Raw genomic sequence first — 23,251 nt, forward strand, 5'->3', positions numbered from 1 at the left:
CGGGCCCTTCGGCATTGCGCGGGTGCACGGTGGCGAGGCCTGGACGACGCTGGGTGAACCGACATCACCGGAGAGTCAGGAGGCTCTATGCGTCGCCCCATCGCCCGAGCAGTAACCGCTGCCGTGGGCCTGATCTCGGCGGCGGCCGGACCGTTCGCCGCCGCCGCTCCGGCGGCAGCCGACAGCGTCGTGGTGGGCGGACAGCCCGCGGAGGCCCTGGAGGCCCCCTGGGCCGTGGCGCTCTCCAGCCGTGACCGGTTCGGGGGTACGCGAGCGGGTCAGTTCTGCGGGGGCGTGGTGGTGGCTCCCACGCGGGTGCTGACCGCGGCCCACTGCATGGGCAGGGAGGTCCTGGGAGGGGCCCCCGCGGAGCTGCCCGACCTCAAGGTGATCGCCGGCCGGAGCGTCCTGGTCGGCCAGGACGGACACGAGGTCCGGGTCTCGGGGACGTGGGTCAGCCCGGACTACGACCCGACGGCCAACACCAACGACCTCGCCGTCCTGACGCTGGAGAGCCCGCTGCCGCAGTCGTACGTGATCAGGACCGCCGTGCGCGGGGACACGGCCGAGGCACCGGGCACCGCGGCGGACGTCTACGGCTGGGGGGACACCACCGGGAACGGGAGCTACGCCTCGGCCCTGCGCTCCGCGCGCGTCCAGGTGCTGTCCGACGCCTCGTGCCGCCGGGCCTACCCGGGCGGCTTCGGCGCCGCGTACAGCGCCGGCACGATGCTGTGCGCGGGCGACCCGCGGGGCGGCAGGGATGCCTGCCAGGGGGACAGCGGGGGGCCGCTGGTGGCCCAGGGGCGGCTCATCGGCCTGGTCTCCTGGGGCAGCGGCTGCGGAGAGCCCGAGAGTCCGGGTGTCTACACCCGCGTCTCGACGGTGCTGCCGGAGAACTTCTGAGCCCTCGGCCGAGAGGGCCGCTGGAGGAGGGCGTCTGAGCCCTCAGCCGCGAGGACCGCCGCCGAGGAGCCTCTGAGCCTTCGGTCCGCGAGAACCGCTGCTGAGGGCCTTCTGGGCCCCGGGCGCCGCCGGAGCCGCTCCCAGGGAGTCTCTGAGCCGCGGCTGCGAGAACGGGCGGCCACCCCCCTGGCTGCGGGGGTGGCCGCCCGTCGTCCGGTCAGCGACCGGCCATGGCTCGTCGTGGATGCGAGGTGTCAGCGGTCCTCGTCTACTGCCTTGGCCGGCACGTCGGTGAGCCGGTCAGTCTCATCCTGTATTTCCGCGGCGATCTTCTTGAGTTCCGGCTCGAACTTGCGACCGTGGTGGGCGCAGAAGAGCAAGTCACCACCGCTGGTCAGGACGACGCGCAGGTACGCCTGGGCGCCGCAGCGGTCGCAGCGGTCAGCGGCCGTCAGGGGGCTCGCGGGGGTCAGAACAGTAGTCACGTCGCCTCTTCTCTAGCTCGACGAGCTGTCGTACCAGGGTCAACATCCAACCAGGCCGAAAACGTTCCCGCTCGTGGCTTTTCCTCGAAACTTCTTCCCGAGGTGGCTGTCTGCTGCCGGTTGGCGGCGAATGAGCCGTATTGCTTCGCTCTACGGATTTCGCATTGCTTGTCTCGGTTTCGTCCTCCCGGCTGGGTTGCCGGTTGTGAAGGAGGACGTGCCCGGAGCCTAAATGGTTCATGCGCGGAAGGGAACGTGATGTTCACGTCACCCCTTCGAGGGATCGAACACCCATGCGACCCTGCACTAGCATGAGAAATCGGGAGGGTGGCGTGACAACCGCTCTACCAGGCATCGGTACCCTCTGACCGGTGACCGACGCCGGGCCTTACCCCACCGGGCCAGTTTTCAAATTCAGCGAGGAGCGAACCGCGTGACCGCCGAGACGTCCGTGCCGTCCAGTGCGCTGCTGACCGCAGACCGTGACGGTTCCAACTACACCGCGCGGCACCTGCTCGTACTCGAAGGGCTCGAAGCGGTCCGCAAGCGCCCCGGTATGTACATCGGGTCCACCGACAGCCGCGGCCTGATGCACTGCCTCTGGGAGATCATCGACAACTCGGTCGACGAAGCTCTCGGTGGCTACTGCGACCACATCGACGTGATCCTCCATGACGACGGCTCCGTCGAGGTGCGCGACAACGGCCGGGGCATCCCGGTCGACGTCGAGCCCAAGACCGGGCTCTCCGGCATCGAGGTCGTCATGACCAAGCTGCACGCGGGCGGAAAGTTCGGCGGCGGCTCGTACGCGGCCTCCGGCGGCCTGCACGGTGTCGGCGCGTCCGTGGTGAACGCGCTCTCGGCCCGCCTCGACGTCGAGGTCGACCGGAACGGCGCCACGCACGCGATCAGCTTCCGCCGCGGCGTCCCGGGCATGTTCACCGAGCAGGGCCCCGACAGTCCCTTCGACCCCTCCAGCGGCCTGCTGAAGGGCAAGCGCGTCCCGAAGACCCGCACCGGTACCCGGGTGCGGTACTGGGCGGACCGCCAGATCTTCCTCAAGGACGCCAAGCTCGCCCTGGAGAACCTGCACCAGCGCGCCCGGCAGACCGCCTTCCTGGTCCCCGGCCTGACCATCGTCGTCCGCGACGAGCGCGACCTGGAGGGCGTGGGCAAGAGCGAGGAGACGTTCCGCTTCGACGGCGGCATCAGCGAGTTCTGCGAGTACCTCGCCCAGGACAAGGCCGTCTGCGACGTGCTGCGGCTGACCGGCCAGGGCACCTTCAAGGAGACCGTCCCGGTCCTCGACGACCGGGGGCACATGACGCCCACCGAGGTCACCCGTGAGCTGGGCGTCGACGTGGCCCTGCGCTGGGGCACCGGCTACGACACCACGGTCAAGTCGTTCGTCAACATCATCGCCACGCCCAAGGGCGGCACCCACGTCTCGGGCTTCGACCAGGCCATCACGAAGACGGTCAACGAGGTCCTGCGCTCCGCGAAGATGCTGCGCGTCGCAGAGGACGACATCGTCAAGGACGACGCCCTGGAGGGCCTCACGGCCGTCGTGACCGTCCGGCTGGCCGAGCCGCAGTTCGAGGGGCAGACCAAGGAGGTGCTCGGCACCTCGGCGGCCCGCAGGATCGTCGCCACCGTGGTCGCCAAGGAGCTGAAGGCCTTCCTGACGTCCACCAAGCGCGATGCCAAGGCCCAGGCCCGGGCCGTCCTGGACAAGGCCGTGGCGGCCGCCAGGACCCGTATCGCGGCCCGCCAGCACAAGGACGCGCAGCGCAGGAAGACCGCGCTGGAGTCCTCCTCCCTGCCGGCCAAGCTCGCCGACTGCCGCAGCGACGACGTCGAGCGCAGCGAGCTCTTCATCGTCGAGGGTGACTCCGCGCTCGGCACCGCCAAGCTCGCCCGGAACAGCGAGTTCCAGGCCCTGCTGCCGATCCGCGGCAAGATCCTCAACGTCCAGAAGTCGTCCGTGTCGGACATGCTCAAGAACGCCGAGTGCGGAGCGATCATCCAGGTCATAGGGGCCGGCTCGGGCCGGACCTTCGACCTCGACGCGGCCCGCTACGGCAAGATCGTGCTCCTCGTCGACGCCGACGTCGACGGCGCGCACATCCGCTGCCTGCTGCTGACCCTGTTCCAGCGCTACATGCGCCCCATGGTCGAGGCGGGCCGGGTCTTCGCCGCCGTGCCGCCGCTGCACCGGATCGAGCTGGTCCAGCCCAAGAAGGGCCAGGACAAGTACGTCTACACGTACTCGGACAACGAGCTGCGCCAGACCCTGCTCGAGTACCAGCGCAAGGGGATCCGCTACAAGGACTCCATCCAGCGCTACAAGGGCCTCGGTGAGATGGACGCCGACCAGCTGGCCGAGACCACCATGGACCCGCGCCACCGGACCCTGCGCCGGATCAACATCGGGGACCTGGACTCGGCCGAGACGGTCTTCGACCTGCTCATGGGCAACGACGTGGCGCCCCGCAAGGAGTTCATCACCAGCTCCGCGGCGACGCTCGACCGGTCGCGTATCGACGCCTAGCCGCCCCCTCCGCCCCTGCGGGAGCCCGGTCCGGGTACGTGCCGTCCGGTACGCATATCGGCCCGGGCTCGTCGCATCACCTGGGCAAACCATCACCTGATGGGGTGAAGTGGGGGAGGAGAAGAGTCCGGGATCTTCCCGCTCTGTCCATCCTTGGCACGCGGCCGAAACGGTTCGCTGACAAGGAGAGTTCAGCGGTGGAGAAGCACGAAGGGCCGGGCGTCCCCGCGGCGCGGATCGACGACCCCTGGTACGACGCACTCGCCTCCGGCTGGGGCGAGTCGGTCGACGCGGAGGCGACGGCCGTGGAGGCCGGGTCCGGGGCCGCGTCGGCGAGCGGAGCGGTACCGCGACAGCAGCCGGAGCATGGCTGGGAGCGGGGCCCGGAGGACGGGGCCGATCGTGGGACCGACCGCGGAGCCGATCCTGGCATCGACAGCCGGGTCGCCGAGGGCGTCGACAGCCGGGTCGCCGGTGGCGCCGACCGCGGAGCCGACAGTCGGGGCGCTCGTGGCGCCGATCGTGGGGCCGCCGCCATCTATCTGGAGGTCCAGCGCAGCCCTGCCTTCCAGGAAGTGCGCAGCCGCTACCGGCGGTTCGTGATCCCGGCTGCCCTGGCGTTCCTCCTCTGGTACCTGGCTTATGTCGTGGCCGCGACGACCGCGCCCGGCCTGATGGCCCGGCCTGTCATCGGGATGGTGAACGTGGCGATGCTGGCCGGGCTCGGCCAGTTCCTCACCACCTTCCTGCTGACCTGGGCCTATGCCCGGCACGCCCGGCTGAGGCGGGACCGGGCGGCCCTGGAGCTGCGCTGGACCGTCTTCGACGAGACGCGGGCGCGGCAGATGACGAGGGGAGTGCAGCGGTGACCAACGACCATCAGATGCTCGCGCTGCTGCTGTTCAGCGTCTTCGTCGCCGTGACCTTGGGTATCACCACCTGGGTGAGCCGGAACCGGCACGGCTCGGCCGAGGAGTTCTACGCCGGAGGGCGCCTCTTCTCGCCCTTGGAGAACGGTTTCGCCATCGCAGGCGACTACATGTCCGCCGCCTCCTTCCTGGGCATCTCCGGCCTGATCGCGCTCTTCGGCTACGACGGCATGCTCTACTCCGTCGGATTCCTCGTCGCCTGGCTGGTCGTCCTCCTCCTGGTCGCCGAACTCGTCCGCAACTGCGGCCGGTTCACGCTCGCCGACGTCGTCGCGGCCCGCATGGCGGAGCGCCCCGTCCGGATCGCCGCGGGAACCTCCTCCGTCACCGTCTCCGTGCTCTATCTCGTGGCCCAGATGGTCGGCGCGGGCAGCCTGGTCGCCCTTCTCCTCGGCGGCACCAGCGAGGCCGCCCGCTCCTGGACCGTGATCGGCGTCGGTGCCCTGATGGTGATCTACGTGTCGTTCGGCGGGATGCGCGCCACCACCTGGATCCAGATCGTCAAGGCCGTGCTGCTCATGGCCGGCACGATCGCCCTCACCGTGCTCGTCCTGCTCCGCTTCCACGGAGACTTCAACCAGCTCCTCGCCACGGCCGCGGAACGCAGCGGACACGGACGGGACTTCCTGGCGCCGGGGCTGCGCTACGGCGGCGAGTGGACCGCCCGACTGGACTTCATCAGCCTCGGACTCGCACTCGTCCTCGGCACCGCGGGCCTGCCGCACATCCTGTCCCGCTTCTACACCGTGCCGACCGCCCGGGCCGCCCGCCGCTCGGTCGTCTGGTCCATCGGGCTCATCGGCGGCTTCTACCTCATGACGATCGTCCTCGGCTTCGGCGCCGCCGCCATCATCGGGCCCGACGCCGTCCGCGCCTCCAACGCCGCGGGGAACACCGCCGTACCCCTGCTCGCGCTCGACCTCGGTGGCGGAGCCGGGTCGACCGGTGGCACGGTCCTGTTCGCGATCGTCGCCGCCATCGCCTTCGCCACCATCCTGGCCGTCGTCGCCGGCATCACGCTCGCCTCGTCCGCCTCCGTCGCCCACGACCTGTACGCCTCACTGCGCCGCCGTCGCGCACGGGCCAAGCAGTACAGCGAGGTGACCGTGGCGCGGATCGCCGCGGCCGGGATCGGCGCGGCCGCGATCGGGCTCGGTCTGCTCGCCCGCGACCTCAACGTGGCGTTCCTGGTGGGCCTCGCGTTCGCGGTCGCCGCCTCGGCGAACCTGCCGGTGCTGCTCTACTCGCTGTTCTGGCGGAACTTCACCACGCGCGGCGCCGTCTGGTCCGTCTACGGAGGACTTGTCCCGGCGATGCTGCTCGTGGTGTTCTCGCCCGTCGTCTCCGGCAGCCCCGAGGCGCTCTTCCCGGGCGTGGACTTCCACGTCTTCCCGCTGCAGAACCCGGGTCTCGTCTCCATTCCGCTCGGCTTCCTGGCGGGGTGGGTCGGGACCGTCACCTCGGCCGAGCCGCCGGACGCCGCCAAGCACGCGGAGACCGAGGTCAGGGCGCTGACGGGGGCCGGGGCGGTGTGACTAGGTCAGGGCGCTGACGGGGGTCGGGGCGGTGTGACGAGGAGGTCAGGGCGCTGGCGGGGGCGGGGCGACGGGGGCTGAGCGGCGTCGCGGGCCGGGCGGTGTGACGGGGGCTGACCGGCGTCGCTGGGCGGGGCGGTGTGACGGGGGCTGGGAAGGCCTGACGGGGGGCTGGGGCGGTGTGGCGGGGGAGGGTCGGTAGGACGCGTGGGGCGGCCGGGGCTCAGCCGGTGGACCTCACCCAGACGTACCGGTGCTCGGGGCGGCCCGTCTCGCCGTACTTCAGGGACAGCCGCACCCGTCCGGCCCGTTCGAGCAGCTTGAGGTAGCGCTGGGCGGTCTGCCGGCTCACCCCCGCCCGCTCGGCGATCTCCTGCGCGGACAGGGCCCCGTCGGCGGCCAGCAGCACCTGGCGCAGCAGCTCGGCGGTGGTGGGGGAGTGGCCCTTGGGCAGGTCCGGCTCCACCGCGCTCGCCGAGAGCGCGCCGAAGATGCGGTCGACCTCGGCCTGCTCCGCCTCGCCGCCGCCCTCCAGGGTGTGGCGCAGGGCCGCGTACGCCTCCAGCTTGGCGCGCAGCCCGGCGAAGGCGAAGGGCTTCACCAGGTACTGCAGGGCGCCGTGGCGCATCGCCGCCTGGACGGTCGCCACGTCGCGGGCGGCCGTCACCATGATCACGTCGGTCTGATGGCCGAGGCGGCGCAACTCCCGTACGACCGCGAGCCCGTTCTCGTCCGGCAGGTAGTGGTCCAGCAGGATGAGGTCGACCGGCACCTCGCTCAGCCGGGCCAGCGCCTCCGCCGTGGAGTGGGCGGTCGCGACGACCCGGAAGCCGGGCACCTTCGTCACGTAGGCCGCGTTGATCCGCGCGACGCGGATGTCGTCGTCGACGACCAGGACATCGATCATCGCGGCTCTCCCACGGCCACCGCGGGCTCCACCGGCTCCGGCTCACCGAGCGCCTCCGGGAGGACGACGGTGAACTCGGCGCCGCCGCCGTCCGGATCCGTGCCGACGCGGGCGCTGCCGCCCCGGCGTTCGGCGAGCCGGCGCACCAGGGCGAGGCCCAGGCCCCGCCGGCCGTGGGAGGGCAGTTCCTTCGTGGTCCAGCCCTCGGTGAAGATGAGCTCCCGCCGCTCGTCGGGGACGCCCGGCCCACTGTCGGTGACCCGCAGGACGGCCGTGCGGCCCTCGGCCCGTAGGGCGATCTCGACCCGCGCGTAGACGGTGCCCGCGGCGGCGTCCAGGGCGTTGTCGACGAGGTTGCCGACGACCGTGACCAGTTCGCGGGGGTCGACCAGCCGGTCGGGGAGGAGCGAGTCGGCCGAGATCCGCAAGGACACGCCCCGCTCGGCGGCGACCGTCGCCTTGCCGACCAGGAGGGCGGCGAGCAGCGGGTCGTGGATCTTCTCGGTGACCTGCTCGGCGGTGGCCCGGTGGACACCGACGACCTCGATGACGAACTCGACCGCCTCGTCGTGCATCTCCAGCTCCAGCAGGCCCAGGAGGGTGTGCAGCCGGTTGGCGTGTTCGTGGTCCTGGGCGCGGAGTGCGTCGATCAGCCCCCGGGTGGAGTCCAGCTCACGGCCGAGCCGCTCCAGCTCGGTGCGGTCACGGAGCGTGGCGACGGCGCCGCCGTCGTCCGTCGGCATCCGGTTGGCGATCAGCACGCGGTTGCCCCGGACGGTCACCAGGTCCTCGCCCGTGACCCGGCCGGCCAGCACATCGGCCGTACGGCCCTCCCCGAGCGCCGCCTCCAGCGGTCGCCCGGTCGCTTCCGGGCCGATGCCGAGCAACCGCTGCGCCTCGTCGTTGATCAGCCGGACGCGTCCGGTGCGGTCGAGGGCGACGACGCCTTCGCGGATGCCGTGGAGCATGGCCTCGCGCTCGGCCAGGAGCGCGGAGATGTCCGAGAACGCCAGGTCGTGGGTCTGCCGCTGGAGCCTGCGGGAGATCAGGTACGCGGCCAGGGCGCCGGCCGCCAGCGCGCCACCCGCGTACGCGAGGAGGCCGGGGATCGCCCCGAGGAGCCGGTCGTGGACGCTGTCGTACTCGATGCCGACCGACACCGCGCCGACGATGGCCCCGTCGGCGTCCCGCAGCGGTGCCTTGCCCCGGGCCGAGCGGCCGAGCGTGCCGTTGTCGATCTCCATGACCTCCCGCCCCGAGAGCGCGGCGCTGGGGTCCGTGGAGACGACCTTGCCGATCTGGGCCCGGTCGGTGTGCGACCAGCGGACGCCCCGGGTGTCCATGACCACGACGTACTCGGCGCCGGTGGCCTGCCGGATCCGTTCGGCCTCCCGCTGCACCGGGCCCTCGACGGACGGCCGGGAGGCCCCCAGCGCGGTCGCGACCTCGGGGGAGGCCGTGGTCTCGGCGATCGCGAGGGCGCGCCGCATGGCCTGGTCGTCGAGCTGGTCGCTCAGCGGCGCGAGGAAGAGGCCGGTGGCCAGCACCGTGACGCCGGCGGCGATGGCCAGCTGCATGAGGAGGACCTGGGCGAAGACCCGCCGCGGCCAGCCGAACCGCCGGCGTCGCGCGGGGGGCGGCGTGGGGGTGGGCGGTGCGGGACTCATGGCAGGAACGGTACGGGGGCGGGGGCGGGGACCGGAAATGCCCGGGCCCCGGCGGTCCCGCGCCGTCGGCCGACCGGGGCTCGGCCGCCCGGCCGCCGCGCGGCGCGGGCAGCTGTGGGGATCCTCGGGGACGCGCCTATTCTGGGGGCTTTGTGGTGTCGAGTCTTCGGAGGGTTCCTTGACCACGCAGCAGATTCCCGTCGTCGTCCTCTCCGGGTTCCTCGGGTCGGGCAAGACGACGTTGCTCAACCATCTGCTGCGCAGCGCCCGCGGGACCCGGATCGGTGTGATGGTCAACGACTTCGGTGACATCGGGATCGACGCCATGACCGTCGCCGGGCAGGTCGGCTCCACCGTCTCGCTCGGCAACGGCTGCCTGTGCTGCGCGGTCGACGCGAGCGAGCTCGACGAGTACCTGGAGGTGCTCACCCGCCCCGAGTCCCGGCTCGACGTGATCGTCATCGAGGCGAGCGGTCTTGCCGAGCCCCAGGAGCTGGTGCGGATGGTGCTCGCCAGCGAGAACGAGCGGGTCGTGTACGGCGGCCTGGTGCAGGTCGTCGACGCCGCCGAGTTCACACGGACGCGGGTCACGCACCCGGAGACCGACCGGCACCTCGCCCTCGCCGACCTCGTCGTCGTCAACAAGGCGGACCGGGTGGGCGGGGAGGAGCTGGACGCCGTGCACGAGGCCGTCACCCGGCTCGCGGGGCCCGCCGCCGTCGTCCGCGCCGCGCACGGCCGGGTCGACCCTGAGCTCCTCTTCGACCGGGTCGTGCCCGAGGGCGAGATCGAGGGGCAGATGTCGATCGAGGACCTGCTCCACGGGGACGACGACGCGCACGACCATCCGCACGCCGCCTACGAGACCCTCTCCCTGACCTCCGACACCGCGCTCCACCCGCGCAGGCTCATGGAGTTCCTCGACTCCCGGCCCGAGGGCCTCTACCGGATCAAGGGCTTTGTCGACTTCGGCGCCGCCGACCCGGGCAACCGCTACACCGTGCACGCCGTCGGCAGGTTCCTGCGGTTCTACCCCGAGCCGTGGGCGGCCGGGCAGGAGCGGCTCACCCAACTCGTCCTCATCGGCTCCGGCGTCGACGGCGACGCGCTCCGCAAGGAGCTCGACGGCTGCCGGGTGAACGGCCCGCAGGACGCCCCCGACGAGCACAGCATGTGGGGCGTCCTGCGGTACGTACAGCAGCCGGATCCGGAGGAACCGGCCGACGCGGAGGAACCGGCCGACGTGTTCTAGGTCGCCGGGCCCGCCACCACCGTGACCGGCTTCGGCAGCGGGGTGCCCGAGCCGTCCCGGCGCGGGTCGACCTCGGGCAGTTCCACCGGCGTGCCGTTCTCCTGCGCGGCGAACGCCGGGGTCGCACCCGCCCAGGCCAGGATGAGCGTGTCCTCGCCCTTCAGGAACCGCTGGCAGCGCACCCCGCCGGTCGCACGGCCCTTGCGGGGGTACTGGTCGAACGGCGTCAGCTTCGCCGACGTACCGGCGCCGTCGTCCAGCGTGCCCGTGGAGCCCGCGACCGTGAAGACCGCCGCGTCCGCCGCCGGGTCCACCGCCGAGAACGAGAGCACCTCGGCGCCGTCCGCCAGCTTGATGCCCGCCATACCGCCCGCCGGCCGGCCCTGCGGCCGGACCTGCGAGGCCTGGTAGCGCAGGAGTTGGGCGTCGGAGGTGATGAAGACCAGGTCCTCCTCGCCCGTCCGCAGCTCGGACCCGCCGACGATCCGGTCACCCTCCTTGAGGGTGATGACCTCCAGCTCGTCCTTGTTCGCCGGATAGTCCGGGACCACGCGCTTCACCACGCCCTGGAGCGTGCCGAGCGCCAGACCCGGCGAGGACTCGTCGAGCGTGGTCAGGCAGACCACCGTCTCGTCGTCCTCCAGGGTCAGGAACTCCGCCAGCGGCGCCCCGCCCGCCAGGTTCGGCGCGGTGGCGGTGTCCGGCAGCTGGGGCAGGTCGATCACCGCGACCCGCAGCAGCCGGCCGGACGAGGTGACCGCCCCGATGTCGCCGCGCTGCGTGGCCGGCACCGCCGACACGATCACGTCGTGCTTCGACCGCTTGCCGTCCTCGGCCGGAGCCGGGACCTCCGCCGTCGCCGTACGCGCCAGCAGGCCCGTCGAGGACAGCAGCACCCGGCACGGGTCGTCCGCGACCTCCAGGGAGACGGCGGTGACGGGAGCGCCGGCCGACTCCAGCAGGACCGTGCGCCGGTCGGTGCCGAACTTCTTCGCCACCGCCGCCAGTTCGGCGGAGACCAGCTTGCGCAGCTCGTTGTCGGAGTCCAGGATCCCGGTCAGCTCGTCGATCTCGCCGTTGAGCCGGTCGCGCTCGGACTCCAGCTCGATCCGGTCGAACCTGGTGAGCCGGCGCAGCGGGGTGTCCAGGATGTACTGCGTCTGGATCTCGCTCAGCGAGAAGCGCTCGATCAGCCGCTCCTTGGCCTGCGCCGAGTTGTCGCTGGAGCGGATGAGGCGGATGACCTCGTCGATGTCGAGCAGCGCGACGAGCAGGCCCTCGACCAGGTGCAGCCGGTCGCGCTTCTTGCCCCGGCGGAACTCGGAGCGGCGGCGCACCACGTCGAAGCGGTGGTCGAGATAGACCTCCAGGAGCTCCTTGAGGCCCAGCGTGAGCGGCTGGCCGTCGACCAGCGCCACGTTGTTGATGCCGAAGGACTCCTCCATCGGCGTCAGCTTGTAGAGCTGCTCCAGGACCGCCTCCGGCACGAAGCCGTTCTTGACCTCGATGACCAGGCGCAGACCGTGGCTGCGGTCGGTGAGGTCCTTGACGTCAGCGATGCCCTGGAGCTTCTTGGAGCCGACCAGGTCCTTGATCTTGGAGATGACCTTCTCCGGGCCGACCGTGAAGGGCAGCTCGGTGACGACGATGCCCTTGCGGCGGGCCGTCACGTTCTCCACGGTCGCGGTGGCGCGGATCTTGAACGTGCCGCGGCCGCTCTCGTACGCGTCCTTGATGCCGGACAGGCCGACGATCCGGCCGCCGGTCGGCAGGTCGGGGCCGGGCACGAAGCGCATGAGCGCCTCGAGGTCCGCGTTCGGGTGGCGGATCAGGTGCCGGGCGGCGGCGATGACCTCGCCCAGGTTGTGCGGGGGCATGTTGGTCGCCATGCCGACCGCGATCCCGGAGGCGCCGTTGACCAGCAGGTTCGGATACGCGGCGGGCAGCGCGACCGGCTCCTGCTCCTGGCCGTCGTAGTTCGGCGTGAAGTCGACGGTGTCCTCGTCGATCGACTCCGTCATCATCAGCGCCGCGGCGGCCATCTTGGACTCGGTGTACCGCATGGCGGCGGGCGGGTCGTCGTTGCCCAGGGAGCCGAAGTTGCCGTGGCCGTCGACCAGCGGGAGGCGCATGGAGAACGGCTGGGCCATGCGCACCATCGCGTCGTAGATCGACGCGTCGCCGTGCGGGTGCAGCTTGCCCATGACCTCGCCGACGACGCGGGCGCACTTCACATAGCCGCGGTCGGGGCGCAGCCCCATCTCGTTCATCTGGTACACGATGCGGCGCTGCACCGGCTTCATGCCGTCGCGGGCGTCCGGCAGCGCGCGGGAGTAGATCACCGAGTACGCGTACTCGAGGAAGGAGCCCTGCATCTCGTCGACGACGTCGATGTCGAGGATTCGCTCCTCGAACGCGTCGTCCGGCGGCGGTGTCTTCGTGCTGCGGCGGGCCATCGCGGCTGCGGCTCCTTCACCAACAAGGTTGATCTGACGCGGACCATTGTGGACCGTCCCACCGACAACGCCGACCGCGACCCGGGTCTGGCCCGTCCGGAGCGGCGTCCGGCCGGTGCGCGAGGCACGTGCGACCCGGAAGAGGGAAGCCGGGAAGCTGTGGGAACTTCGCCAGGTGTCCGTGCGCTTGCATAGGGTGGGAGGACTTTTCCATATCGCGATCGAAGGGACGTACATGCCCATGGGTCACACGGCCACGGCAGAGGCCGGCTCCGGCGGCCTGACAGCGACCGAGCACCGGCTGGCCAACGGTCTGCGCGTGGTGCTCTCCGAGGACCACCTGACCCCGGTCGCCGCGGTGTGCCTCTGGTACGACGTCGGCTCCCGCCACGAGGTCGCCGGTCGCACGGGTCTCGCCCACCTCTTCGAGCACCTGATGTTCCAGGGCTCGAAGCAGGTCCACGGCAACGGCCACTTCGAGCTGGTGCAGGGCGCGGGCGGTTCGCTCAACGGCACGACGAGCTTCGAGCGCACGAACTACTTCGAGACCATGCCGACCCACCAGCTGGAGCTCGCGCTCTGGCTGGAGGCGGACCGCATGGGCTCCCTGCTCGCCGCCCTGGACGACGAGTCCATGGAGAACCAGCGGGACGTCGTCAAGAACGAGCGCCGCCAGCGCTACGACAACGTGCCCTACGGCACGGCCTTCGAGAAGCTGACCGCCCTCGCGTACCCCGAGGGCCATCCCTACCACCACACGCCGATCGGCTCCATGGCCGACCTGGACGCGGCGACGCTGGAGGACGCGCGAGCCTTCTTCCGTACGTACTACGCGCCGAACAACGCGGTCCTCTCGGTCGTCGGCGACATCGACCCGGAGCAGACGCTCGCCTGGATCGAGAAGTACTTCGGCTCCATCGCGTCCCACGACGGCAAGCTGCCCCCGCGCGACGGCGCGCTGCCCGACACCATCGGGAAGCAGCTGCGCGAGGTCGTCGAGGAGGAGGTCCCGGCCCGCGCGCTGATGGCCGCCTACCGGCTCCCGCACGACGGCACGCGCGAGTGCGACGCCGCCGACCTCGCCCTGACCGTCCTCGGCGGCGGCGAGTCCTCCCGGCTCCACAACCGGCTGGTGCGCCGCGACCGCACGGCGGTCGCCGCGGGCTTCGGCCTGCTGCGCCTGGCCGGAGCGCCCTCCCTCGGCTGGCTGGACGTCAAGACCTCCGGCGGCGTCGAGGTGCCCGAGATCGAGACCGCCGTCGACGAGGAGCTGGCCCGGTTCGCCGCCGAGGGCCCGACGCCCGAGGAGATGGAGCGCGCCCAGGCCCAGTTGGAGCGCGAGTGGCTGGACCGGCTCGGCACGGTCGCCGGCCGCGCCGACGAACTCTGCCGCTACGCCGTCCTGTTCGGCGACCCGCAGCTCGCCCTGACCGCCGTCAACCGCGTCCTGGACGTCACCGCCGAGGAGGTCCGGGCGGTCGCCGCGGCCCAGCTGCGCCCGGACAACCGCGCGGTGCTGGTCTACGAACCCATCGGTACGGAACAGAGCGACAGCGACGAGGAAGAGGGAGCGGACCAGTGACCGACGCTGCCGTGTCTTTGACGAACATGACCTTCCACCCGCAGCCGGAGCCGGGCACGGCAAGGCCCTGGGCCTTCCCCGCCCCGGACCGCGGAGCGCTGGACAACGGCCTGACGGTGCTGCGCTGCCACCGCCCGGGCCAGCAGGTCGTGGCCGTCGAGATCTTCCTCGACGCGCCCCTGGAGGCCGAGCCCGCCGGTCTCGACGGTGTCGCCACGATCATGGCCCGCGCCCTCTCCGAGGGCACCGACCAGCACACCGCCGAGGAGTTCGCCGCCGAGCTGGAGCGCTGCGGCGCCACCCTCGACGCGCACGCCGACCACCCGGGCGTACGGGTCTCCCTCGAGGTCCCCGTATCCCGGCTGCCCAAGGCGCTCGGGCTGCTCTCCGAGGCCCTCGTCGCGCCGGCGTTCCTCGACACCGAGATCGAACGCCTGGTGCGCAACCGGCTCGACGAGATCCCGCACGAGACGGCCAACCCCGCCCGCCGGGCGGCCAAGCAGCTCTCCAAGGAGCTCTTCCCGGCCGACTCCCGCATGTCCCGGCCACGCCAGGGCACCGAGGAGACGGTGAAGGCGATCGACGCCGCAGCCGTCCGCGCCTTCTTCCAGACGCACATGCGCCCGTCCACGGCCACCGCGGTCGTCGTCGGCGACCTGACCGACGTGGACCTCGACAAGGTCCTCGCCGAGTCGCTGGGCACCTGGACGGGGAACACCGCCGAGGCCCGCCCCATGCCGCCGATCACGGCCGACGACACCGGCCGCGTGGTCATCGTCGACCGCCCGGGCGCCGTCCAGACCCAGCTGCTGATCGGCCGCGTGGGCGCCGACCGGCACGACCGCGTCTGGCCCGCCCAGGTCCTCGGCACGTACTGCCTCGGCGGCACCCTCACCTCGCGCCTGGACCGCGTCCTGCGCGAGGAGAAGGGCTACACCTACGGCGTCCGCGCCTTCGGCCAGGTCGTGCGCTCCGACGGCAAGGGCAACGGCGCCTCGATGCTCGCCATCAGCGGCTCCGTCGACACCCCCAACACCGGCCCGGCACTTGACGACCTGTGGAAGGTGCTGCGCACCCTCGCCGCCGAGGGCCTGACGGACGCCGAGCGCGACGTGGCCGTGCAGAACCTGGTGGGCGTGGCGCCGCTCAAGTACGAGACCGCCGCCTCCGTCGCCGCGACGCTCGCCGACCAGGTCGAGCAGCACCTGCCGGACGACTTCCAGGCGCAGTTGTACGCACGCCTGGCCGAGACCGGCACGGTCGAGGCGACGGCGGCCGTCGTCAACGCCTTCCCGGTGGACCGGCTCGTCACCGTTCTCGTGGGTGACGCGGCGGAGATCGAGGAGCCGGTGCGCGCCCTCGGTATCGGTGAAGTGACCGTCGTCAGCGGCTGATTGAGCCCACCGCCGCCGTGCCGCGCCGGCGCGACCCGGCGGCGCACGAGGACCCCGACGTCACGGTACGTCGGGGTCCTCCTCTTTGTCCGTATTGCTGAGCGGTGTACTCGTATGCCCTGTGGCATGTCTTACAAACAGGCGTGTCTGTTTGGTGATTGAAAGATGATCCGCATACCGTCGGTCCGGCTGTTCGCCAGTTGCACCCGCCGCACCCGTGGCATCGGACAGTCATCGCCGAGTCCCCGTCAGGCGCGAGCCTGGGGAGCCGGGGACCCATACGAAGTCCCTGGGGTGAATCGGACGCCTTCGCACTCGTGCGGAGGGGCCCGTAGGAGACCTTCCTGCTCCGAACCCGTCAGCTAACCCGGTAGGCGAGAAGGAAGGAAAGGATCAGCCCCTACATGGCGTTCACCCGTGCCACCGGGAAGCATCGTGGTCCGAGCCGACTGGCGCGCCGTGGCGCCGGCTTCGCCGGCATCGCGACCCTCGCCACCACCGGCGTCATCGGCACCCTCGCTTCCCCGGCGCTCGCCGTCGACACGGACGCCCCCTCCCCGGAGGACACCGGTCTGACCCAGGTCGTCGTCGCCGACAACGCCCTCGCCGACACGATCGTCGCCCAGGCCGCGGCCCAGGAGCGCGAGGCCGCCGAGGCCGAGGCGAAGCGCGTGGCCGAGGCCCGCGCCCAGGCGGAGGCCAAGCGCAAGGCGGAGGCCCGCGCCAAGGAGATCCGCGAGGCCAAGGAGCGCGCCGCCCGCGAGGCCGAGCGCAAGCGCCTGAACGCCTTCCAGCTCCCCGTGGCCGGCTCGTACGTCTCCACCGGCTACAAGACCGGCGGCTCCCTCTGGTCCTCCGGCAGCCACTCCGGCGTCGACTTCCACGCCGCCTCCGGCACCAAGGTCGTCTCCGTCGGCTCCGGCACCGTCGTCGAGGCCGGCTGGGGCGGCGCGTACGGCAACAACGTCGTCATTCGGATGCACGACGGCACGTACACCCAGTACGGGCACCTCTCGGCCATCAGTGTCTCGGTCGGCCAGTCCGTCACTCCGGGCGAGCAGATAGGCATCTCGGGCTCGACGGGCAACTCGACCGGCCCGCACCTCCACTTCGAGGCCCGCACCAGCGCCGAGTACGGCTCGGACATCAACCCGGTCGCGTATCTGCGTGCCCGCGGCGTGACCGTCTGACCCTCGCCGTCACCCCCGTCCGGATCGCGTACCGGACGCGCACGTCAGAAAAGCCCCGGCTCGTACTGAGCCGGGGCTTTTCGTCGGCCAAAAGATATCCATGGTTCGTGAGGAGCCGTCGGAAATACCGCCCCGCTGCAATAGAGTCGCCGAACAACCGGTTTCGCGCGTATTCGAGGCGGAGGTCGATCATGCGCATTCCCGCGCAGTCGGTGTGCACGGCGATCCGGGACGACATCGTCCATGGCGTCTTCGAGCGCGGCGGCCGGCTCACCGAGGAGCAGTTGGCCCGCCGCTACGGAGTCTCCCGCGTCCCGGTCCGCGAGGCGCTGCGCACCCTGGAGTCCGAGGGTTTCGTGATCACCCGGCGCCACGCCGGCGCCCAGGTCGCCGAGCCCACCGAGCAGGAGGCGGCGGACCTCCTGGACATGCGGTCGCTCCTCGAGCCGCTCGGCGCGGCCCGCGCCGCCCAGCGCCGTACCGAGGCGCACCTCAAGGTGCTGCGCGGCCTGGTCAGGCTGGGGCAGGAGCGGGCCAGGCACGGCCAGGGGGACGACCTGCGCTCGCTCGGCGGTTGGTTCCACGAGACCTTGGCCCAGGCGTCGGGCAGCCCCGCGCTCACCGCCCTGCTCACCCAGCTGCGGCACAAGATCGCCTGGATGTACGCGGTGGAGGCTCCCGCCCAGCCCGTGGAGGCCTGGGCGGAGCACGGGGCGATCGTGGACGCGGTGGCGCGCGGCGACGCCGAACGGGCCCGGGCCCTGACCGCGCTGCACGCGGAGCGCTCCCTGCTGCTGCACCGGCTGAAGCGGCCCGGCCGGGGGGAGCGCGCGGGGCGGGCCGGGACTGTGAGGGGTTCGCAACACGTCGTCAACACGGCGAGCCTCCGGAATTAACGAGCAGGCCGTATACAAAGAGTGGGAATTGCGGACGGCTTTCTTCGTGCGGCCCCGGGATCGGGCTGCCCCGATCTCCGTGGAAATGCTTCGGGAATAGAAAGAAGCCGCACCCGCCGTTATGTCGGCGTGTGCGGCTTCTCGCGAATTCGTCCCGGAAGCCTCTCCGGAATTCGGCCCGGACGTCCGTCCGGCCGAGACGCGTCAGACGGTCTCGGGGAGCTCCTCGAGCCCCTCGGCAACCAGCTTCGCCAGACGGTCGAGCGCGGCCTCGGAGCCCTCGGCGTCCGAAGCGAGCACGATCTCCTCGCCGCCCTGCGCGCCCAGACCGAGCACCGCGAGCATCGACGCGGCGTTCACCGGGTTGCCATCGGCCTTGGCGATCGTCACGGGGACGCCGGAGGCCGTGGCGGCACGGACGAAGATGGAGGCGGGGCGGGCGTGCAGGCCCTCGGCCCAACCGACGTTGACGCGGCGCTCAGCCATGGTGTTGCCCTTCAAGTCTCAAGCGGGTTGTCTAGACCAGTCTCTCACGGGTCGCGGGATGCTCGTCGCCGACCTTCGGCCCCTACCGCGAGGCCGATCGGTCCTCCCTACCTTGCATGGTGCACACGCGCCGCGCGACCGGTGCCCATGTCGGACCCCGGCCGTACGCTTGGCCCATGCAGAGCGCGTCGGAACGTCCGGAGCAGGCGGAACACGAGTACCCCGACCACTGGGAAGCGGACGTCGTCCTCCGCGACGGCGGCACCGCGCGCATCCGGCCCATCACCGCCGACGACGCCGAACGGCTGGTCAGCTTCTACGAGCAGGTCTCGGACGAGTCGAAGTACTACCGCTTCTTCGCGCCGTACCCCCGGCTCTCCGCCAAGGACGTGCACCGCTTCACCCATCACGACTTCGTCGACCGGGTGGGCCTGGCGGCGACGGTCGGCGACGAGTTCATCGCCACCGTCCGGTACGACCGCATCGACGACCGGGGGATGCCCGCCCCCGCACCCGCCGACGAGGCCGAGGTCGCCTTCCTGGTCCAGGACGCCCACCAGGGGCGCGGCGTGGCCTCCGCGCTGCTCGAACACATCGCGGCGGTGGCACGCGAGCGGGACATCCGGCGGTTCGCCGCCGAGGTGCTGCCCTCGAACACCAAGATGATCAAGGTCTTCACGGACGCCGGATACACCCAGAAGCGCAGCTTCGAGGACGGCGCCGTCCGGCTCCACCTCGACCTGGAGCCCACCGACCGCTCGCTCGCCGTGCAGCGCGCCCGGGAGCAGCGAGCCGAGGCCCGTTCGGTGCAGCGGCTCCTCACCCCCGGCTCGGTGGCCGTCGTCGGAGCGGGCCGCACGCCGGGCGGGGTCGGCCGGACGGTCCTGCGCAACCTCCTGGTCGGCGGCTTCACCGGACGTACGTACGCGGTCAACCGCGCGCTCCCCGAGGCGGGCGACGCGCTCGACGGGGTGCCGGCCTTCCGCTCCGTCGGGGACATCGGCGAACCGGTGGACCTCGCGATCGTGGCCGTACCCGCCGAGCGGGTGCCCGAGGCGGTCGCCGACTGCGGGGAGCACGGGGTGCGGGGGCTCGTCGTGCTCTCCGCGGGGTACGCCGAGACGGGGTCGGAGGACGGGCGGGAGCGGCAGCGGGAACTGGTGCGGCAGGCGCGTTCGTACGGCATGCGGATCATCGGGCCCAACGCCTTCGGGATCCTCAACACCTCGGTCGGCGCGTCGCTGAACGCCTCGCTCGCACCGCAGCTCCCGGCCGCCGGGCGGATCGGCCTCTTCACCCAGTCCGGGGCGATCGGGATCGCGCTCCTCGCCGGGCTGCACCGGCACGGCGCCGGGATCTCCTCCTTCATCTCGGCGGGCAACCGCGCGGACGTCTCGGGCAACGACTTCCTCCAGTACTGGTACGACGACCCGGAGACGGACGTCGTCCTGCTGTACCTGGAGTCCATCGGCAACCCGCGGAAGTTCACCCGGCTCGCCCGGCGCACCGCGGCGGTGAAGCCCGTCGTGGTGGTCAAGGGCGCGCGGCACAGCGGGAGCCTGCCGCCGGGCCACCGGGTGCCGGTCACCCGGATCCCGCACGCCACGGTCTCCGCGCTGCTCCGGCAGGCCGGGGTCATCCGCGTCGACACGGTGACCGAGCTCGTCGACGCGGGGCTGCTCCTCGCGGGCCAGCCGCTGCCGGCCGGGCCGCGCGTCGCGATCCTCGGCAACTCCGAGTCGCTCGGGCTGCTCGCCTACGACGCGTGCCTGACGGAGGGGCTCCGCCCGCTGCGCCCGCTGGACCTGACGACGGCCGCGAGCCCCGCGGACTTCCGCGCGGCCCTGGCGGCGGCGCTCGCGGACGACACCAGCGACGCGGTCGTCGTGACCGCGATCCCCTGGGTCGGCGAGAACGGCGCGGTGGAGTCCGGCGACGGCGAGGTGCTTGCGGCCCACCTTCGCGAGGCGGTCGCCTCCGCCCCGCTCCCGGCGAAGCCGGTGGTGGTCGTCCACGTCGAGATGGGCGGCCTGGCGGAGGCCCTCTCGGCGGCCACCAGCACGAGGACGTCGACCCGGCGGACACTCCGGGACACGCCGACGGCGACGCAGACGACCGAGCCGCCGGTCGAGCGGACGACCGAGCGGGCGCCCACGCCCGCCCCGTCCACCGCGCCCGCACCCCCCACCACCGCGCCCCCCACCACCGCGCCCGCCCCGTCCACCGCGCCCGCACCCCCCACCTCCGCGCCCGCACCCCCCGCCCCCGCACCCTCCACCCCCGCACCCCCCGGTCCGATCCCCGCCTACCCCGCTGCCGAGCGGGCCGTGCGGGCGTTGGCCGAGGCCGTGCGGTACGGGCAGTGGCGGCGGCAGGCCGCCGAACCCGGGCGGGTGCCCGAGTTCGAGGAGATCGACGAGACCGGGACCGCCACGCAGATCGAGAGCGCGCTCGCGGCGGACGTGGACGCCCGAGGCGTCACCCTCGACGCCGACGCGTCGCGCGAGCTGCTCGGGCGGTACGGGATCGAGGTGCTCCCCGCCCTGCCCGCACCCACCCCCGACGCCGCCGTCCAGGCCGCCGCCCGGCTCGGCTACCCGGTCGCCCTCAAGACGACCGCTCCCCACCTGCGCCACCGCCCCGATCTCGGAGGCGTGCGCCTCGACCTGGCCGGCGAGGAGCAACTCCGTACCGCGTACGCCGAATTGACCGATGCCCTCGGCAAGCCGGCCGAGCTGCTGCCGGTCGTCCAGGCCATGGTGCCGCGCGGTGTCGACACCGTGGTGCGCTCGGCCATCGACCCGGCCGTCGGCGCCGTGCTCTCCTTCGGCCTCGCCGGCGCCGCCTCCGAACTGCTCGGCGACATGTCCCACCGGCTCGTCCCCGCCACCGACCGCGACGCCGCCGACCTCGTCCGTTCCATCCGCACCGCCCCCCTCCTCTTCGGCTGGCGCGGCTCCGCCCCCGTCGACACCCCCGCCCTGGAGGAGCTGCTGCTGCGCGTCTCCCGGCTCGTGGACGATCATCCCGAGGTCGTCGCGATCGCCCTGGAGCCCGTCGTCGTCGCCTCGCAGGGCCTGTCCGTGCTGGGCGCGACGGTCCGGCTCGCTCCGCCACCACCGCGTACGGACCTCGGTCCGCGCAGCCTGCCGAGCTACTAGACGAGACGGCCGTACCGTCCCGGAGTGCACCTTCCGACGGATTAGGATGGAGTCCATGGCGAAGACCGGTACGACGACCCAGGGGCTGCGCGCGGCGATCGAGCGCAGCGGCTATTACCCGGCCCTCGTGGCCGAGGCGGTGGAGGCCGCCGTCGGCGGCGAGCCGATCGCGTCGTACCTGGTGCACCAGGAGACCACCTTCGACTCCAACGAGGTCCGGCGCCACGTCACCGTCCTCGTCCTCACGGCCAACCGTTTCATCGTCAGCCACACCGACGAGCAGGCCGCCGACAGCAGCTCCCCGACGCCGTACGCCACGACCTCCACCGAGTCGGTCAAGCTCGACCGGATCTCCTCCGTCGTCGTCAGCCGGGTCGTCGCCAACCCGGAGTCGTACACCCCCGGCACCCTGCCCCGCGAGGTCGTCCTCACCATCGGCTGGGGCGCCGTCTCGCGGATCGACCTGGAGCCCGCCGCCTGCGGCGACCCCAACTGCGACGCCGACCACGGCTACACCGGCAACGCCACCGCCGACGACCTCAGCCTGCGCGTCAGCGACGCCGGTGACGGCCCGGACACCGTCCGTCAGACCCTCGCCTTCGCCCAGTCGCTCTCCGAAGCCACAGCGGCGACCCGCTGATGGTCCAGCCCACCGCAGTCACCTCCGGCTGGCCGGACGACCCCGCCCCGCTCGACCTCGCGACGGCGCCCGTCCCCGAGTACGGCACCGGTTCGCTGGCCGATGTCCTGCCCACGCTCGTCGCCGGCCAGGGCGCCCCGGGGTTCGCGCCGCGGATCGCCGAGCTCGGCCCGGCCGACCGCAACTGCGTCTTCCTGATCGACGGGCTCGGCTGGGAGCAGATCAGGAGCCATCCGGACGAGGCCCCGTACCTCACCTCGCTGCTCGGCTCCTCGCGCGGCGGCACGGGCCGCCCGATCACCGCGGGCTTCCCCGCCACCACCGCGACCTCGCTCGCCTCGGTCGGTACGGGACGGGTCCCCGGCGCGCACGGGCTGCCCGGCTACACCGTCCGCAACCCCGAGACCGGCGAGCTGATGAACCAGCTCCGCTGGAAGCCGTGGACCTCGCCCAAGGTCTGGCAGCCGTACCCCACGGTCTTCCAGCGCGCCCACGAGGCCGGTATCCACACCGCCCAGGTCTCCTCGCCGATCTTCCAGGACACCCCGCTCACCAAGATCGCGCTGAGCGGCGGAACGTTTCACGGCCGGCTCACCGGCGAGGAGCGGATGGACTACGCCGCCGAGCAGCTCGCCTGCGGCGACCGCGCGCTGGTGTACACGTACTACAGCGAACTCGACGGGGCCGGACACCGCTTCGGCATCGACTCCGACGCCTGGCGCGGTCAGTTGATGTTCGTCGACCGGCTGGTCCAGCGGCTCGCGGAGCAACTCCCGCCCCGCTCGGCGCTCTACGTCACGGCCGACCACGGCATGGTCGACATCCCCTTCGACGACCAGCACCGGATCGACTTCGACGAGGACTGGGAGCTCCGCGCCGGTGTCGCCCTCCTCGGCGGCGAGGGCCGCGCCCGGCACGTGTACGCGGTGCGGGGGGCCGCGGCCGATGTGCTCACGTGCTGGCGGGAGGTGCTCGGCGAGCAGTTCTGGGTGGCGAGCCGTGACGAGGCCATCGCGCTCGGCTGGTTCGGCGACGAGGTCGACGAGCGCGTGTACGGCAGGATCGGCGATGTGGTCGCGGCGGCGCACGACGACGTCATCATCACCGCCTCCGTCAACGAGCCGCACGAGTCGGCGATGGTCGGCGTGCACGGATCGATGACGCCCGCGGAGCAGCTGGTGCCGCTCCTCGAAGTCCGTTCCTGACCCGTCCTC

At 72.1% G+C, this 23,251-nt stretch carries 17 protein-coding genes and 1 riboswitch; of the genes, 12 read left to right on the plus strand and 5 right to left on the minus strand.

The genetic code is table 11. From position 1 onward, the window contains the following. Positions 1-87 precede the first annotated feature (87 nt). A complete protein-coding gene (locus tag ACIPPS_RS30730) occupies positions 88-906 on the plus strand; it encodes a serine protease (RefSeq protein ID WP_401438845.1) in 819 nt (272 codons plus the stop codon). 254 nt (positions 907-1,160) lie between these two features. On the opposite strand, the gene ACIPPS_RS30735 is transcribed toward ACIPPS_RS30730, so the two are convergent. After that, a complete protein-coding gene (locus tag ACIPPS_RS30735) occupies positions 1,161-1,391 on the minus strand; it encodes a hypothetical protein (protein ID WP_137992866.1) in 231 nt (76 codons plus the stop codon). A gap of 433 nt (positions 1,392-1,824) precedes the next feature. Between ACIPPS_RS30735 and ACIPPS_RS30740 the strand changes: the two genes are divergently transcribed. The 3 genes from ACIPPS_RS30740 to ACIPPS_RS30750 all read left to right on the plus strand — a co-directional run bounded on the left by ACIPPS_RS30740 (position 1,825) and on the right by ACIPPS_RS30750 (position 6,406). Further along, entirely contained in the window at positions 1,825-3,942 is a 2,118-nt protein-coding gene (locus tag ACIPPS_RS30740) for a type IIA DNA topoisomerase subunit B (RefSeq protein WP_401438848.1), read from the plus strand. 431 nt (positions 3,943-4,373) lie between these two features. Continuing rightward, positions 4,374-4,811, plus strand: a complete 438-nt coding sequence (locus ACIPPS_RS30745) for a DUF485 domain-containing protein (protein WP_401438973.1) — start codon at positions 4,374-4,376, stop codon at positions 4,809-4,811. Further along, on the plus strand, positions 4,808-6,406 hold the full coding sequence (locus tag ACIPPS_RS30750; protein ID WP_401438851.1) for a cation acetate symporter: 1,599 nt from the start codon (positions 4,808-4,810) through the stop codon (positions 6,404-6,406). The genes ACIPPS_RS30745 and ACIPPS_RS30750 overlap by 4 nt, the downstream gene beginning before the upstream one ends. A 223-nt stretch (positions 6,407-6,629) precedes the next feature. Here the strand turns inward: ACIPPS_RS30750 and ACIPPS_RS30755 are convergent, their stop codons facing one another. Further along, on the minus strand, positions 6,630-7,313 hold the full coding sequence (locus tag ACIPPS_RS30755; protein ID WP_401438853.1) for a response regulator: 684 nt from the start codon (positions 7,311-7,313) through the stop codon (positions 6,630-6,632). After that, the gene (locus ACIPPS_RS30760; RefSeq protein WP_401438856.1) at positions 7,310-8,980 is read right to left on the minus strand and encodes an ATP-binding protein; all 1,671 of its coding nucleotides are present in this window, start codon (positions 8,978-8,980) and stop codon (positions 7,310-7,312) included. The genes ACIPPS_RS30755 and ACIPPS_RS30760 overlap by 4 nt, the downstream gene beginning before the upstream one ends. Positions 8,981-9,158: 178 nt before the next feature. On the opposite strand from ACIPPS_RS30760, the gene ACIPPS_RS30765 reads away from it, so the two are divergent. Beyond that, the gene (locus ACIPPS_RS30765) at positions 9,159-10,232 is read left to right on the plus strand and encodes a CobW family GTP-binding protein (RefSeq protein ID WP_401438859.1); all 1,074 of its coding nucleotides are present in this window, start codon (positions 9,159-9,161) and stop codon (positions 10,230-10,232) included. Here the strand turns inward: ACIPPS_RS30765 and ACIPPS_RS30770 are convergent. Next, positions 10,229-12,688, minus strand: a complete 2,460-nt coding sequence (locus tag ACIPPS_RS30770) for a DNA topoisomerase (ATP-hydrolyzing) subunit A (RefSeq protein WP_401438861.1) — start codon at positions 12,686-12,688, stop codon at positions 10,229-10,231. The two genes, ACIPPS_RS30765 and ACIPPS_RS30770, sit on opposite strands and share 4 nt — an antisense overlap. A 235-nt stretch (positions 12,689-12,923) precedes the next feature. On the opposite strand from ACIPPS_RS30770, the gene ACIPPS_RS30775 reads away from it, so the two are divergent. From ACIPPS_RS30775 to ACIPPS_RS30790, 4 genes are all read left to right on the plus strand, one after another. After that, positions 12,924-14,270 (plus strand): M16 family metallopeptidase, encoded by a 1,347-nt coding sequence (locus ACIPPS_RS30775; RefSeq protein ID WP_401438864.1) that lies wholly within the window; start codon positions 12,924-12,926, stop codon positions 14,268-14,270. Then, positions 14,267-15,664 carry a M16 family metallopeptidase gene (locus ACIPPS_RS30780; RefSeq protein WP_401438867.1) on the plus strand — a complete coding sequence of 466 codons (1,398 nt, stop codon included), beginning with the start codon at positions 14,267-14,269 and terminating at the stop codon, positions 15,662-15,664. Before ACIPPS_RS30775 ends, ACIPPS_RS30780 begins: the two co-directional genes overlap by 4 nt. 225 nt (positions 15,665-15,889) lie before the next feature. Further along, positions 15,890-16,056, plus strand: a riboswitch (cyclic di-AMP (ydaO/yuaA leader). A 12-nt stretch (positions 16,057-16,068) separates the two neighbouring features. Continuing rightward, on the plus strand, positions 16,069-16,854 hold the full coding sequence (locus ACIPPS_RS30785) for a M23 family metallopeptidase (protein ID WP_401438869.1): 786 nt from the start codon (positions 16,069-16,071) through the stop codon (positions 16,852-16,854). Positions 16,855-17,045: 191 nt separating this feature from the next. Then, positions 17,046-17,750: a GntR family transcriptional regulator gene (locus tag ACIPPS_RS30790; RefSeq protein WP_401438872.1), complete on the plus strand. Its 705-nt coding sequence runs from the start codon at positions 17,046-17,048 to the stop codon at positions 17,748-17,750. A 204-nt stretch (positions 17,751-17,954) separates the two neighbouring features. Here the strand turns inward: ACIPPS_RS30790 and ACIPPS_RS30795 are convergent, their stop codons facing one another. Continuing rightward, positions 17,955-18,236: an HPr family phosphocarrier protein gene (locus tag ACIPPS_RS30795; RefSeq protein WP_362109135.1), complete on the minus strand. Its 282-nt coding sequence runs from the start codon at positions 18,234-18,236 to the stop codon at positions 17,955-17,957. A gap of 176 nt (positions 18,237-18,412) precedes the next feature. Here ACIPPS_RS30795 and ACIPPS_RS30800 point away from each other — a divergent pair, with 176 nt between their 5' ends. Genes ACIPPS_RS30800 through ACIPPS_RS30810 form a run of 3 tightly spaced genes read left to right on the plus strand, consistent with a single transcriptional unit; the run spans position 18,413 to position 23,242 of the window. After that, positions 18,413-21,397, plus strand: a complete 2,985-nt coding sequence (locus tag ACIPPS_RS30800) for a GNAT family N-acetyltransferase (protein WP_401438875.1) — start codon at positions 18,413-18,415, stop codon at positions 21,395-21,397. A gap of 55 nt (positions 21,398-21,452) precedes the next feature. Beyond that, positions 21,453-22,037: a DUF5998 family protein gene (locus ACIPPS_RS30805; RefSeq protein WP_355106181.1), complete on the plus strand. Its 585-nt coding sequence runs from the start codon at positions 21,453-21,455 to the stop codon at positions 22,035-22,037. After that, positions 22,037-23,242: an alkaline phosphatase family protein gene (locus tag ACIPPS_RS30810; RefSeq protein ID WP_401438879.1), complete on the plus strand. Its 1,206-nt coding sequence runs from the start codon at positions 22,037-22,039 to the stop codon at positions 23,240-23,242. The genes ACIPPS_RS30805 and ACIPPS_RS30810 overlap by 1 nt, the downstream gene beginning before the upstream one ends. Positions 23,243-23,251: the final 9 nt, after the last annotated feature.

It is taken from the genome of Streptomyces sp. NPDC090127 (assembly GCF_044746945.1).
Taxonomy (GTDB): domain Bacteria; phylum Actinomycetota; class Actinomycetes; order Streptomycetales; family Streptomycetaceae; genus Streptomyces.